General features: G+C 43.5%; 13 protein-coding genes. 11 read left to right on the forward strand and 2 right to left on the reverse strand.

Translation table 11 applies throughout. The annotated features are described in order from the left end of the window. The first annotated feature begins 185 nt into the window (after positions 1 to 185). On the forward strand, positions 186 to 734 hold the full coding sequence (locus CA600_RS01040; RefSeq protein ID WP_179281481.1) for a shikimate kinase: 549 nt from the start codon (positions 186 to 188) through the stop codon (positions 732 to 734). Positions 735 to 738: 4 nt separating this feature from the next. Here CA600_RS01040 and CA600_RS01045 read toward each other — a convergent pair whose 3' ends face one another. Further along, complete coding sequence (locus CA600_RS01045; protein ID WP_094868505.1) at positions 739 to 1044, reverse strand: rhodanese-like domain-containing protein; 306 nt, start codon at positions 1042 to 1044, stop codon at positions 739 to 741. A 109-nt stretch (positions 1045 to 1153) separates the two neighbouring features. Between CA600_RS01045 and aroA the strand changes: the two genes are divergently transcribed. The 7 genes from aroA (at position 1154) to CA600_RS01080 (ending at position 10051) form a co-directional block, all read left to right on the forward strand. Next, positions 1154 to 2446: a 3-phosphoshikimate 1-carboxyvinyltransferase gene (gene aroA / locus CA600_RS01050; protein WP_094868506.1), complete on the forward strand. Its 1293-nt coding sequence runs from the start codon at positions 1154 to 1156 to the stop codon at positions 2444 to 2446. A gap of 75 nt (positions 2447 to 2521) precedes the next feature. Then, positions 2522 to 2950, forward strand: coding sequence for a CoA-binding protein (locus CA600_RS01055; protein WP_094868507.1), 429 nt, complete (start codon positions 2522 to 2524; stop codon positions 2948 to 2950). Between the two features lie 155 nt (positions 2951 to 3105). Beyond that, the gene (locus tag CA600_RS01060) at positions 3106 to 3774 is read left to right on the forward strand and encodes a hypothetical protein (RefSeq protein ID WP_094868508.1); all 669 of its coding nucleotides are present in this window, start codon (positions 3106 to 3108) and stop codon (positions 3772 to 3774) included. Positions 3775 to 4293: 519 nt separating this feature from the next. After that, positions 4294 to 6180, forward strand: a complete 1887-nt coding sequence (locus CA600_RS01065) for a glucose PTS transporter subunit IIA (RefSeq protein WP_094868509.1) — start codon at positions 4294 to 4296, stop codon at positions 6178 to 6180. After that, the gene (gene ptsP / locus CA600_RS01070; protein ID WP_094868510.1) at positions 6177 to 7946 is read left to right on the forward strand and encodes a phosphoenolpyruvate--protein phosphotransferase; all 1770 of its coding nucleotides are present in this window, start codon (positions 6177 to 6179) and stop codon (positions 7944 to 7946) included. The genes CA600_RS01065 and ptsP overlap by 4 nt, the downstream gene beginning before the upstream one ends. 181 nt (positions 7947 to 8127) lie before the next feature. Further along, positions 8128 to 8658, forward strand: coding sequence for a sigma-70 family RNA polymerase sigma factor (locus tag CA600_RS01075; protein WP_094868511.1), 531 nt, complete (start codon positions 8128 to 8130; stop codon positions 8656 to 8658). Then, complete coding sequence (locus tag CA600_RS01080) at positions 8651 to 10051, forward strand: DUF4179 domain-containing protein (RefSeq protein ID WP_094868512.1); 1401 nt, start codon at positions 8651 to 8653, stop codon at positions 10049 to 10051. The genes CA600_RS01075 and CA600_RS01080 overlap by 8 nt, the downstream gene beginning before the upstream one ends. A 99-nt stretch (positions 10052 to 10150) precedes the next feature. Here CA600_RS01080 and CA600_RS01085 read toward each other — a convergent pair whose 3' ends face one another. Beyond that, positions 10151 to 10675 (reverse strand): type 1 glutamine amidotransferase domain-containing protein, encoded by a 525-nt coding sequence (locus CA600_RS01085; RefSeq protein WP_042126813.1) that lies wholly within the window; start codon positions 10673 to 10675, stop codon positions 10151 to 10153. Positions 10676 to 10881: 206 nt separating this feature from the next. Here CA600_RS01085 and CA600_RS01090 point away from each other — a divergent pair, with 206 nt between their 5' ends. From CA600_RS01090 to CA600_RS01100, 3 genes are all read left to right on the forward strand, one after another. Further along, complete coding sequence (locus tag CA600_RS01090) at positions 10882 to 11334, forward strand: hypothetical protein (protein WP_094868513.1); 453 nt, start codon at positions 10882 to 10884, stop codon at positions 11332 to 11334. 264 nt (positions 11335 to 11598) lie between these two features. Then, entirely contained in the window at positions 11599 to 12609 is a 1011-nt protein-coding gene (gene ccpA, locus CA600_RS01095; protein WP_036686140.1) for a catabolite control protein A, read from the forward strand. Between the two features lie 89 nt (positions 12610 to 12698). After that, positions 12699 to 13394: a 5'-methylthioadenosine/adenosylhomocysteine nucleosidase gene (locus CA600_RS01100; RefSeq protein ID WP_094868514.1), complete on the forward strand. Its 696-nt coding sequence runs from the start codon at positions 12699 to 12701 to the stop codon at positions 13392 to 13394. The last annotated feature ends 5 nt before the right edge of the window (positions 13395 to 13399 follow it).

Raw genomic sequence — 13399 nt, forward strand, 5'->3', positions numbered from 1 at the left:
TGTATAACGTGAAACTTATACTTTCTTATAGGTTAGAAAAGTGGCCCGAATTGCTTCACCAGAAATGGGGAGGCTTTCGGGCCTTTTTTGTTGAAATTTTGATGTGTATTTACTATGTGAAGCAGATTGTCTAATGTTTTGACCCTGTGTTATGATATGACAAATATCGCGGTTGGAGGATAGACATGGCTGGGGATACTGAAGAATTTAAAAAGTTGAACGAAGAGCAAAGAAATAAGAACATTATTTTAGTAGGGATGATGGCAACGGGAAAGTCAACGGTAGGTGCTATTTTGGCCGAGGAACTGGGCTATGAGCTGGTTGATTTGGATCATGTCATTGTTGAAACTGAAGGCCGAAGCATTGCAGAAATTTTCGCGGAAGATGGAGAGCATTACTTTCGAAGCGTGGAAACAGCAGTACTAAAGCGTATGCTAGAATCTGAGAATAAATTAATATCTACGGGTGGTGGCGCGGTATTGGCGCCGGGGAATACAGATTTAATGCTGAGTAAAGGGCATGTGGTTGCGCTAACGGCAACAGAAGAAGAGATTATTGCCCGCGTTAGCGGAGATCAGAATCGTCCGCTGCTCGCCGGCAATGCAGAAGAACGGGTTAGACGTATCATGGAAGACCGCCATGAAGCTTACCTGTTCGCGCATTACACGGTCGATACAACGGGACTGACAGCGGCAGAAGTGTCGCAACATATTTTAATGCATTACCGCGGCTGAGCTTTTAAGAGAGTGTTTCATTCCATTCAATCATACCGCCGTTTAAATTTGTAGCATGAATGCCAAACTGCTGTAGATATTCGCAGACACGTTGGCTTCGAGCACCGGAACGGCAGATGAAGATCACTTTGGCATCACTTGGAATATCCTCAGTGCGGTGTGGAATTTCTCCCATGGGGATATGCTGTGCACCGGGAATCATCCCGAAGGCGACCTCTTCGTCTTCACGAACGTCGATGAGTACAAGGTCTTCCCCTGTCTCTAGACACTGCCGCAATTCTTGCGGTGTGATTTGTGGAACATTATGCATGGTTGTGACCTCTTTTCATCAGAAGAATGGTTTAATGATAACACAAGCATAGAATACCCTGTCAAACAAGCACTACATACAACTATATCTACTAAGGAGAGTTTATATTATGGACGTTATTGTTAGGCCAACGCCATCCCTGCAAGGAGAATTTGGGGCCCTCTCTTCCAAAAACTATACCACTCGTTATTTGCTGGTTGCTGCATTGTCAGAAGGCGTAAGTACGATCTATCATCCGGCACATAGTGAAGATAGCGATGCCATCCGTCGTTGTATTGCAGATTTGGGAGCTGTACTCACAGAAGATGATGAGAAGATTGTGATTCAGGGCTTTGGACGTAAACCTAAGGATGTTAAGGAACTTAATGTGGGGAATGCTGGAGCCGTATTACGTTTTCTAATGGCTGTAGCTGCTTTAAGCCCTGAGGTCACATTCGTAAATACGTATCCTGACTCTTTGGGCAAACGTCCACATGACGACCTGATCGTGTCTCTAGAACAGCTTGGTGTGAAGGTAGAGCATAATGAAGGTAAGCTGCCGATCACGATCCGCGGTGGCAAACCTGTTGGGGGGAGAATTACAGTTTCAGGTGCTGTCAGCTCCCAGTTCCTAAGCGCTCTACTATTCTTGACACCATTGCTTGAAGAAGATAGTGAAATTATTGTCCTTGATGATTTGAAATCAAAGGTTGTCGTAGGTCAGACGCTAGAAGTATTGGAGCAGGCTGGAATTGTGGTTCATGCGGCGGATGATTATATGACCTTTAAAGTACCAGGTCGTCAAGCCTATGCGGCAAAGACATATACTGTTCAAGGTGACTATCCTGGCTCTGCGGCTATTCTTGCGGCTGCTGCTGTTACCAAATCAGATGTTAAGGTACATCGACTTGTGGAACAGAGTAAGCAGGGAGAAAGAGCCATTGTTGATGTGTTGCGAATGATGGAAGTACCACTTACTCATAACGAGGGAACAGTTCACGTACAAGGGAACGGCGTTCTAAAAGCTGTTGAATTCGACGGAGATGCTGCCACCGATGCAGTGCTGGCTATGGTAGCTGCTGCAGTATTTGCTGAAGGCACTTCACGATTCTATAATGTTGAGAACCTTCGGTATAAGGAATGTGATCGTATAACTGATTACTTGGCAGAATTGACTCGTGCTGGAGCCAATGTTGAGGAACGCCGCGATGAAATTATCGTTCACGGCATGCCTGAAGGCGTTGAAGGTGGTGTGACCATTAACGCGCATTACGACCACCGTGTAATTATGGCGTTGTCCGTAGTAGGTTTACGAGCGCGAAAACCACTTTTGATCAAGGATGCTCACCATGTCGCTAAGTCGTATCCACAATACTTTGATCATCTGCGTGCGCTTGGTGCGAATGTGGAGTGGGTACAATAGAAGTAAGGGAGCTAGTGAATTTAGCTTCAGTTATATAAGGATCATAAAGTGTAACTATGGAAAGGGGCACTATGTATGAGCTTTGAGAATCCAAGTCGGGAACAGATCGGAGATATCCTTGCTTCTGCAGGTAATATTGCAGTTGTTGGCCTGTCTGACAAAACAGATCGTACCTCCTATATGGTCGCGGGTGCTATGCAAAGTCGGGGATATCGGATTATCCCTGTAAACCCATTGGTTGATGGTGAAATATTGGGAGAAAAGTGCTATCATACGTTAGCGGAAATTCCAGAGCCGGTGGACATTGTCAATGTGTTCCGTCGAAGCGAATACTGCGCAAAGGTAGCACAGGAGGCCGCTGACATCGGCGCACGTGTGCTCTGGCTCCAGCAGGGTATCATTAGCCAGGAAGCCGCTGAAATCGCTGCTGAGCACGGTATGACGGCAATTATGGACCGCTGTATCAAGGTCGAGGAAGCAATCACGATGCATGGGCGTAAATAAGCGTTGTTTGATTACGACGGCTGTACAGCCTATACAATTTCTAATGCAAATCACCATTTAAACTTGATATACTGAAGTTAGACGAAGAACGTCCTTTATCCGCATGATTTGCGGTGAAGGGCGTTTTTTTTATTTTTATAGGGGAGGATACCATAATGGAATTTGAAGAAGCACATGGGTTGTTCATTAACAAGCACTTGAAGGAAAGATCAGGAGAAAGAAAGGGGAGGTTGGTTAGAGGTCATAATTATGCGGAGAAGTTGTTCTTGCAGAATGTATGGTGGCCATTGTTTGAGAGCCTTGATGATTTGCATCCAGAATACGAAGTGTACGACTGGAACCGTAAATCTCAATTTCTGGACTTCGCTTTTCTTCCGCAGAGCGGCGGTATTCTCGGGATTGAGTGCGACGGGTTTCAAAGCCATGTGAAGGACATGGACCGAGAGAGATTCAACTATGCAGCTAATCGGGACACTTTTCTGACCGGAATGGGGTGGAAGATGGTTCATTTTTCTGTTGATGATCTTCAGCACCGCCCCGAGGTCTGCCGGATGCTTTTGCAATTGGTGCTGGCACCTCATTTAGCGCGCAAATCTGCAGGCGTGGATATTTTGTCTGAGGAGAAGGAGGTTCTGCGGTTGGCTTGGCGACTGGGTAGGGCAATCCGTCCAAAGGATGTGACCACCCATTTCAGCATTAACTTTCGAACGGCGCGCAGATTGTTGCACTCGTTGAGTGAGAAGGGACTAATAAAGCCTGTAATTACGGGAGAACGGGTTCGACAATACGAGGTGAAAGCTATGCGGCCAGATCAAATATGGTAGGAGAGGTAGATTAATTGCACTATATACAACTATATCGGAAATACCTCTATTCTATTGTGGTTTAGTTGTACTTTGTACACTTATTACACACCAAAGGTAAGAAAAAGGGCGAAATTATTAAAAATAATTGCACAAAGTACACTTATATGGATTTCAGTGCTTCTAGGATATAAATAGTTGCACAAAGTACAATTAATTTCTTTTATAATCATCGGCAGCAAAAGAAAGAGACTCAGTCAGCATACAAAACTTCATTCAATAAATATAACTATACACTTGAAGCATTATTAGAGACGCACATTCATTTAGAGCAACTTTTTATCGGTTTTAACCAACTTTAGCATTGTTTGCTTTAGTGCTTTGGAATCCCGAGCCCAGAGAATGGTGTTTCTAGGTGATTTTATTGAGGAGTGAGTGTGTATTTGTTTTAAATATACCCTGAACTTTTCCTTCAGTTTATTTTGACAAAAACCCCCGCAGCGCTTACCATTCAATATAGAAAGAAAGGAGAGGGTAGCCTTGAATTGGCTCGGATCATTGCAGCAATTGGGCAGAGCCATAATGCTTCCTACCATGGTACTGCCGGCGGCAGCCATTTTGCTTAGTTTGGGCAGCTTACCTTGGTCTGCATGGGGACTTTCTTCGGTATCCGAAGTGGCTACATACGCTGGGCAGGGAATCTTTTATTTTATGCCTTATTTATTCGCTGTGGGTGTAGCATGGGGATTATCCAATCAAGCTGGAACGGCGGGTCTTGCCGCATTGGCTGGAATGTTCACTTACGACCGGATTGTTACCCATATGGGAGACGGGCTTGTACAACCTGCAACACTTATCGGAATTTTGCTGGGTATAGTTGCCGGTATCGCTCAAAACCGGTTCAAAAATATCAAGCTTCCAGAGGCGATACAGTTCTTTGGAGGGTCGCGTTTTGTTTTGCTGTTTATGGGATTGTTTTCGGCTGGCTTTGCATGGGTGATGTTAGGGATCTCTCCACTGCTGCAAAGAGGATTGGATGATCTTTTTCAAGGAATATTGCAGACAGGCGGATTTGGCGTTTTTATTTATGGAGTGCTATATAGAGTACTAACAGCCTTCGGTCTTCACCATATTCTCAACAATGTGTTTTGGTTTCAGTTTGGAAACTTTACAACTCCTGATGGTAGCACTGTCGTTCAGGGGGATTTGCCACGTTTTTTTGCAGGCGATCCTACGGCGGGTATTTTTATGGCGGGTTTGTTTCCGATTATGATGTTCGCACTGCCAGCCATTGCTTTTGCAATTATTCAGGAAGCGCGCGAGGACTTGAAGCCTAAAATTAAAAAGACTTTCATGCGAGCGGCTTTGGTTTGTTTTCTGACCGGGGTTTCAGAGCAGATTGAATTCGCGTTTTTGTTTGCTTCTCCGTATTTATTCGCGATACATACTGTAATGTCTGGTCTTGCTATGGTACTGACCTATATGCTGGGAATTCATCACGGGTTCTCTTATTCGGCAGGAGCGATTGACTTCTTTTTGAATATGCATCTGTCGCAGAGGGCTTGGCTTTTGATTCCGATCGGTATTGGTTATGGAATTGTATATTATAATTTATTCCGCTGGGCGATTCGCCGTTTTCAGATCCCGACACCAGGGCGTGAAGAAGGTTCCGAACTTGGTGATTGGGCAGGCAATATCCCATATCAGGCACCACTGATCTTGGAGGCGCTTGGTGGCAAGGAGAATATCGTACAAGTACAATCCTGTATCACTCGTTTGAGGCTAACCGTCCATAATGATCGATATATAGATACGGGGGCGCTAAAAGGTCTTGGCTCTGCTGGGATTATCAAGCTCGGTGGCGGGAATGTTCAGGTAGTATTTGGTACGTATTCAGAGCTTATCCGCGAGGAGATTAATAAGCTAATGCTTCGTGATTTGCCGCAGGTGTTGTTCAGTTCTCCGATGCAGGGTAGAATGATGCCCATTGAGGAAGTACCGGATCACATCTTTGCAGCGAAGCTAGTGGGTGATGGAGTTGCATTTTTGCCGGAAAAAGGGGAGCTTACATCACCTGTATTCGGGAAAGTTATGCACGTCTACCCTACAATGCATGCCGTTGGTATTGCTACACCGGAAGGGCTGGAGGTACTTATGCATATAGGGATCGACACTTCGCAGCTTAAAGGGCCATTTGAGGCGGTTGTAAAAGAAGGCGACAGTGTGGAACCAGGTCAATTGCTTGTTAAATTCGACCTCGCTTATTTGCGTGAGCATGCAGCTTCACTGGCTACACCAATGGTGATTACGAATCCTGATCGAGTAAAATCATGGAGCTATGCTCCATTTAAAAATGTTAAAAAGGGGCAATCTTCAGTAATGTCCGTAGTCTTACATGAAAGTAACGTTGGAGGGATAGAAGGATGATACAAGGCATAGGCGCAGCAGCAGGTGTAGCTATCGGGAAGGCCTTTGTCTTACCGAACTGGGAGTGGAGCTTACCAGACACACAAGTGAACCCAGTGGATCTAGCTAAGGAGTTTGAGCGTTTATACGAAGGTATCCGTACCTCTAAGGACGAGATTGAATTCATCAAAAAAGAATTCAGAGAAGTAGTCGGTCCAGAGGAATCCAGCATTTTTGATGCTCATCTGGCGATTTTGGATGATCCGGTGTTTATGAGTGAAATCCGGGGGATTATTGAACGCCAGTATAAGGCGGCGGAAGTAGCTGTTAAGGAAGCGATTGATCATTTTGTAGCGATGTTTGATCTGCTGGATGATGAATACATGAAGGAGCGGGCGGTTGATATCAAGGATGTCGGTAACCGTCTGTTAAAGCATCTTTTAGGTGCTCCTGAAGTCACGCTGCCATCGGATACACAGCCATATATTCTCGTCGCGAAGGAGTTGTCTCCTTCCCAGTTAGCTCACTTGAACCCAACTTATGTTCTAGGTATTGTTACTATGATGGGCGGTAAAACCTCACATTCCTCCATTATGGCTCGTGCGCTGGGCATTCCGCTCGTAGCAGGCTTGGAGAATAATTTGTCTAACCCAATTCAGACCGGAGACATGCTCGTGATAGACGGAGACACCGGATCTGTGCAAATTCATCCTGATGAGGTAACGATCAATGAATATGTGTCTCTTCGAAATAAGCAGCATAAAAAGAAAGAACAACTGGAATTGCTTGCTACAGTCGATGCCGTCACTAAAGATGGCGTTAACCTGCGATTGGCCGGTAATATCAGCTCCGTCAAAGAACTGAATTTAGCGCTCAAGTATGGAGCTGAGGGTGTAGGTCTATTCCGTACAGAGTTTCTTTATATGGATCGCAGTTCTTTTCCGACGGAGGATGAACAATTCGAAGTGTATAAACAGGTTGTCGAGAAGGTAGGCAGCAATATGGTTGTGATCCGTTCGCTGGATATAGGCGGGGACAAGCATCTGGATTACTTCCAGCTGCCAGAAGAGCAGAATCCGTTCCTTGGCTATCGTGCCATTCGAATCAGCTTGAATCGACAAGATATGTTCAAAACTCAGCTAACCGCCATTTTGCGGGCGAGTGCATATGGGAATGTAAAGCTAATGTTCCCTATGATATCTTCCGTAGAAGAAGTACAAGCGGCAAAAGCTGTATTGGAAGAAGTGAAGGCTGAACTGGAGCTTAGGGGCATACCTTTTAATCGGAATATTCCAGTCGGTATTATGATTGAAGTTCCAGCTGCGGTTATGATTGCGGATTTACTGGCTGAGGAAGTAGATTTTTTCAGTATTGGTACGAACGATTTGGTGCAATATGTACTAGCCGTAGACCGTATGAATGAACAAATTGCGCATATGTATCATCCATATCATCCAGCGGTTCTGCGAATGATCCGTATGACTGTAGAAGCAGCGCGTAATGCAAAAATAGATATAAGTGTATGTGGTGAAATGGCAGCAGATGAACGTTCTTTGCCACTTTGGCTGGAGCTAGGGATTAGTGATCTTAGCATGTCGCCGCAGGCACTGCTTAAGGTTAAACACCGTACCCTGAATACACTGGCTATAGACGCTACAAGGGTTGCCAAAGCTTGCTTCCATCATCGTACAAGCTCGGAGACGGAAGAAATCCTAAGTGCTTATGCTCAAAAAAGTGGTATTACACTTGGATCAAGCGTGGAAACAAAGGAGAAAGCTTCTTCATAGGTTATCAAGCGCTACATCATCAAGTTCACATCAAGGTTCGGCATTCTTGCCGGGCCTTTTTCTTTTGTACTAGATTGTTATAAAAAAACAAAACCGTTTGCGCTTCGGCGCAGTCTATACATAGAGCATGTTGTACAGGAATGATTTATGCGTGAAAGCAAGGGGGGAGGACAAAACAAGCATGGAACACATTATTAAAGACGAAATGGAAATAGTTGCTACGGAAGAAGATACATTCTACGAGCTGGTAGCTGAACAGAAAAAAAAGCTATACAGCATTGCTTACAGCTATTTGCGAAACGAAGCGGATTCTTTAGAAGTTTTGCAGGAGGCAACCTGCCGCGCATGGATTAAACGTAAAAGCTTAAAGGACTCCGAGAAGTTTGCTCCTTGGTTAACTCGTATTCTGATCAATTGCTGTAATGATGAGTTGAAGCGCAGAAATAGGAAGGCTGTCGCAGAAGTTGCTCGAAGTGATGTAGGGGTTATGGAGATGAAGAGTGACCGCAGGTTGGATATGGAACAAGCGCTGGATGGGGTTAAGCCGAAGTATCGGCAGGTGCTTATACTCAAATATTACAAGGATATGACTCTTTCAGAAATAGCAGAGGTTCTCGATAAACCGGAGGGTACCGTGAAGACTTGGCTGAACAAGGGACTAAAACAACTGCGTGACAAAATGAAACGGAAGGGGGAGCTATTTTATGGCTGAGTCGGAAGAACAGCTGCTGAACGATTATTTTCAGAAAATCAATATTGAGGCTGAGGAAATCCCGGAAGTTAAACTGGACATGGCGATCCGTAAGGGGATGTTACAAGGTAACCGTAAAAGGTTGGCTTTTAGAAAAAGATACGCTGTTGTTGCGTTGGCGGTCTTAACTATCGCCTTATTGATTATTGTCCCATGGGTACATCAGATGGCCAATCCTGTTCGTGCGCAGTTACCACCAAAAAGCTGGGGGAAGCTTGAGGTATTTAGACCCATTATCGCTAATAATCTGACTATAACATCAGCACTTGATGCGGGAATAATGAAGGAAGTAAATATTTCTTCAGCTGAGGTGGACGGAATAAAGTGGACGGTTAACGGAATTATGGCCGATCGAAGAGGAATTGCGGTTCTGTATACAATTGAAAACAATACAGATCGGAAAATGCAACTGTTTGGACTATCCTTGAAAAAGACTCCTGAAAGTAATATTTATCGCACAGGATACAGCGGGTTTAGCACTATTAACGCACAAGAGGTTGGATCTCCTGGGACAACTCGTATGTACGAGCAAATCGTATGGGATGAATATCAGGATGAGTTGGAAGACCCGTTGAATATTTCTCTAAGGTTGCTTCCGGCACCTGATGATCCAGCTTTATCAAGCGGTGAGCTTAAATCTTTAAACATTCAGATTCTAATGGATACCAACAAGGTTTATATTCAAGGAAAAAGAGTTGATCTAAAGGATAATCTGTCCATCGCCGGACAGCAAATTAACATGGAGAATATCTATATTGGACCTACGGGTATTTATATGCGGGAAAGATATGACCAAAAGAATACAATGAGGATATTTAATATGCTTTCACCTACGCTTGTCATCGGAAAAGGAGAGCAACAAGAGGAGTTAATGTGGGTAAGTGGATCGAATATTTATCATAATGATAATATGAGACCTGATGATCCGATTAAGTTTGAAATTGAAGGGATTTCTGCTCTAGATCTATCTAAGCTGGAGCTTGTGATTAATACCGAAACACAGCAGATTCTGAAGGTACCCGATAACAATCTGACGATTTCCAAACGAATGGAGAACGAAGAGCAGGGAATTTTGGTGTTAGATTACTTTATTCCTAAAGAAGAGGAGGACTCGCTTAATGATAGAGGTTTTGGATTGAGCGATTATTTTGAAGATAGCTCTGGAAGCGGGCATATGATGGAAACTATCAAAAATGATTACTCAGGGTATAGAGAGTTTAATGAAAGTAGTAAGGGAACTACAATAACCTATTTCTTCAATGTAGGTAAGGAGAAGTTACCCCAACCGTTGACTTTCTGGTTTAATTCTTATCCAAACGTAATCAAGGAGAAAGCGTCCATTCGAATGAAGTAAGTAACTCGGATGTCGAGCGAATTAAATCTAAAGCCCTGTTCTTCACGTTTAGTGAGAAACAGGGCTTGTTTAATTGTTAGAGTATAAATCTTCCGTATTTTATTCCCCAGCTAACGCATCGCAAAAAGCTTTACCATAAGGCGGCAGATCTGGCGGGCGGCGAGCAGAAATAATATGTCCATCCGTAACCACAGCTTCATCCTTCCATATCGCTCCGGCATTCTCCATGTCATCACGGATGCCAGGTGTAGAGGTGACGGTTACACCTTCGAGAATTTTAGCAGAAATTAATACCCAACCTGCGTGGCAGATTTGCCCAATAGGTTTCTTAGCTGCATTGAAATCCTGCACAAGCTTTAGTACGGCACTGTATCTGCGGATTTTATCAGGGGCCCAGCCGCCAGGAACTAAAATCCCGTCATAATCTGCGGCATTAAGATCGTCCCAGGAGTACTCTGCTTTTGCAGGCACACCATATTTGCCGATATATGTTTTATCTTTTTCCAAACCTGCCAAGTGAACCTCAGCGCCTTCTTCTCTTACTCGGTACACGGGATACCAGAGCTCCAAATCTTCAAATTCATCGTCTACGAGTGCTATGACCTTTTTGCCAGCTAGTCTCATTTTGTAAAGCTCCTTTCGTATCACATGATCCTTCATATTCTATCAAATTTAAAATACGAAGTCATCTGGAGTGTTGTAAATTATAGACGAATTGCCAATTTAATCATTATATGCAATTAAGGAGGGTTTTAATCGAGAGAGGTCGAATATAGAAATTGAAAAGTCATACTTTGTACTTAATTCATTTCTTGCAAGAGGTGTAGAAGATGTATACAGATAATTTAATGGAAAAGTTGTGCAGCTGTGGTGGCCTCATGAACTTACATATGCATTCATTGATTTTTAATACGAAGGTGAAGATTACAAATGTCCCTGTCTATACTTGTCCGAAATGTACTAGTTACGAGCCCTTGTTGTTTATTAAAGCAGATCTAGGAAAGCTAGTGAAAGAACTGAATGCGGATTTGCCAAGACAAGATTTTTCGTTTACTCAAAGAAATGAATTAGCTAGTGTCCTAAAAGAATCTTTGACAGAGTTTATTGTCGGCGGATTTCAAGAATTAGAGTTGGCTATCCGAGAGACAATTCAGGCTAGAGTGGATATGTTACTTGATCTATACCGACTTGCTGAGGGGCTCGAAGACCAGAATTGGATGGAAGAAACTAGTCGAAGGCTGTCTCAATTAACGTTCCAAACGACTAAAAACGCAAATTATTAAAACATTCTGTGAAAATAATGAAAAACTTTCACGGAATGTTGGATTTTTCACTCACTTTTTGTTACGATAGATAGAAGTTACATTATTGTGCTCGTGAATAGGGAGACCTACACTAGTCAAAAATTGTAATTAGGGGTTACGTCTTCATCCTTGAAAGAAATTTTGAAAGGAAAATGAAGCGTTATCATTGCACAATTGTACAAAGTGTCGTATCATATTTTTAATTAGTCGAACGATAAAATTTATCGCAATGGAGAGAGTAATTTGACGGTAACCATTTACGATGTAGCTCGAGAAGCAGGCGTATCTATGGCTACGGTATCACGGGTTGTGAACAATAACCCTAACGTGAAACCGCAGACCCGGAAGAAAGTTTTTGAAGCGATTGAGCGTTTGGGATATCGTCCCAATGCCGTGGCGAGAGGACTTGCCAGTAAGAAAACGACAACCGTTGGGGTTGTCATCCCTGATATTTCAAACTCGATTTTTGCAGAAATTGCACGCGGGATTGAAGATATCGCGAATATGTATCATTACAATATTATATTGTGTAACGCGGATAAGCGTAAAGAAAAGGAAATCCGTGTCATCAATACCCTTTTGGAGAAACAGGTCGATGGTCTGCTCTTCATGGGTGGTACGGTAACTGATGAACATATTCAAGCTTTCCAGACTTCTGCAGTTCCGATTGTCCTATGTGCTACACGGGATGAGAAGGGGACTTATCCTTCCGTTGACATCGATCATGAAACCGCTGCTTTTGATGCAGTGAATACATTGATTCGTCACGGTCACCGTGAAATCGCAATGATCAGTGGTACATTGCAGGATCCTGCGAATGGATATGCGCGTTTCCATGGTTATAAGAAAGCCCTTGAACAGGCTGGAATCGAATACCAAGAGGATTTAGTTCGTATCGGTAACTACCGCTATGAATCTGGTGTCGAAGCCATGAAGTATTTCCTTGGACTCAAGAAGAAGCCAACCGCTATTTTTGCCGCAACCGACGAGATGGCTATTGGTGCAATTCACAGTATTCAAGATGAAGGTCTGAAAGTACCGGATGACTTCTCCATTATTAGTGTGGACAACATCCGTATGGCTTCGATGGTTCGTCCATTGTTGACGACAGTAGCCCAGCCTATGTATGACCTAGGTGCGGTAGCAATGAGACTTTTGACGAAACTCATGAAGAAAGAGACGGTTGAGAATCCGCGGGTTATCCTGCCTCATGAAACGATTCTCCGCCTGTCTGTTAATCATCTGAATAAGTAATTTAAGAACTAAACAGTATTTCCGTAAAAAGCTCCTTTTGGAGCTTTTTATGTTTTTTACAGAGTAAATCATCGGAGGAGGCGTTATCTTTGCCTGAAATAATCGGATTAATTGGTGCGATGGATGAAGAGATTAAGCTACTACTAGAAAGGATGGAAAATCAGGAGACGAAGGTCAAGGCAGGCATTCATTATTACATAGGAAATATATTTGGAAAGTCTATAGTGCTGTGTAAATCTGGGGTAGGTAAAGTGAATGCGGCAGTTACAACACAAATTCTAATTGATTCTTTTGGTGTGACTCGTGTGTTGTTTACTGGGGTTGCTGGTGCTGTGCACCCTGAGTTGAATATTGGAGATATTGTTATATCATCTACTTGTGTTCAGCATGATATGGATGCTACAGCACTTGGCTTTTCAAAAGGTGAAATCCCTTATCAGGATCATTCTGTCTTTCAGGCAGACTCTTCATTGGTACGCCTTGCTGAGAGGGCGTGTAACGAGCTAGGCCAAAAGTACTTGATCGGCAAAGTACTTTCAGGTGATCAATTCATTTCTAATGCGGAGATTGTAGCCAAATTAAGAGAGGAATTGGACGGAGCGTGCGTGGAGATGGAAGGGGCGGCGGTTGCACAAGTGTGTGTGATGAACGCCACTCCCTTTGTTATAATTCGTTCGATGTCTGATAAGTCTGACGGGTCAGCAAATGTGAGTTTTAAGGAGTTCACGGTGGAAGCCTCGGGGCGCTCACATTCTATATTAGAATATATGCTGCAGCATCTTTAATACTC

Origin of the sequence: Paenibacillus sp. VTT E-133280 (assembly GCF_002264385.1) — a bacterium.
GTDB lineage: Bacteria > Bacillota > Bacilli > Paenibacillales > Paenibacillaceae > Paenibacillus_AQ > Paenibacillus_AQ nitricinens.

What these genes read in the sequence shown, in the direction of transcription:
- CA600_RS01040 (WP_179281481.1), top strand. Translation starts at nt 186, where the DNA reads ATGGCTGGGGATACTGAAGAATTTAAAAAGTTGAACGAAGAGCAAAGA.
- CA600_RS01045 (WP_094868505.1), bottom strand. Translation starts at nt 1,044, where the DNA reads ATGCATAATGTTCCACAAATCACACCGCAAGAATTGCGGCAGTGTCTA.
- aroA (WP_094868506.1), top strand. Translation starts at nt 1,154, where the DNA reads ATGGACGTTATTGTTAGGCCAACGCCATCCCTGCAAGGAGAATTTGGG.
- CA600_RS01055 (WP_094868507.1), top strand. Translation starts at nt 2,522, where the DNA reads ATGAGCTTTGAGAATCCAAGTCGGGAACAGATCGGAGATATCCTTGCT.
- CA600_RS01060 (WP_094868508.1), top strand. Translation starts at nt 3,106, where the DNA reads ATGGAATTTGAAGAAGCACATGGGTTGTTCATTAACAAGCACTTGAAG.
- ptsP (WP_094868510.1), top strand. Translation starts at nt 6,177, where the DNA reads ATGATACAAGGCATAGGCGCAGCAGCAGGTGTAGCTATCGGGAAGGCC.
- CA600_RS01075 (WP_094868511.1), top strand. Translation starts at nt 8,128, where the DNA reads ATGGAACACATTATTAAAGACGAAATGGAAATAGTTGCTACGGAAGAA.
- CA600_RS01080 (WP_094868512.1), top strand. Translation starts at nt 8,651, where the DNA reads ATGGCTGAGTCGGAAGAACAGCTGCTGAACGATTATTTTCAGAAAATC.
- CA600_RS01085 (WP_042126813.1), bottom strand. Translation starts at nt 10,675, where the DNA reads ATGAGACTAGCTGGCAAAAAGGTCATAGCACTCGTAGACGATGAATTT.
- CA600_RS01090 (WP_094868513.1), top strand. Translation starts at nt 10,882, where the DNA reads ATGTATACAGATAATTTAATGGAAAAGTTGTGCAGCTGTGGTGGCCTC.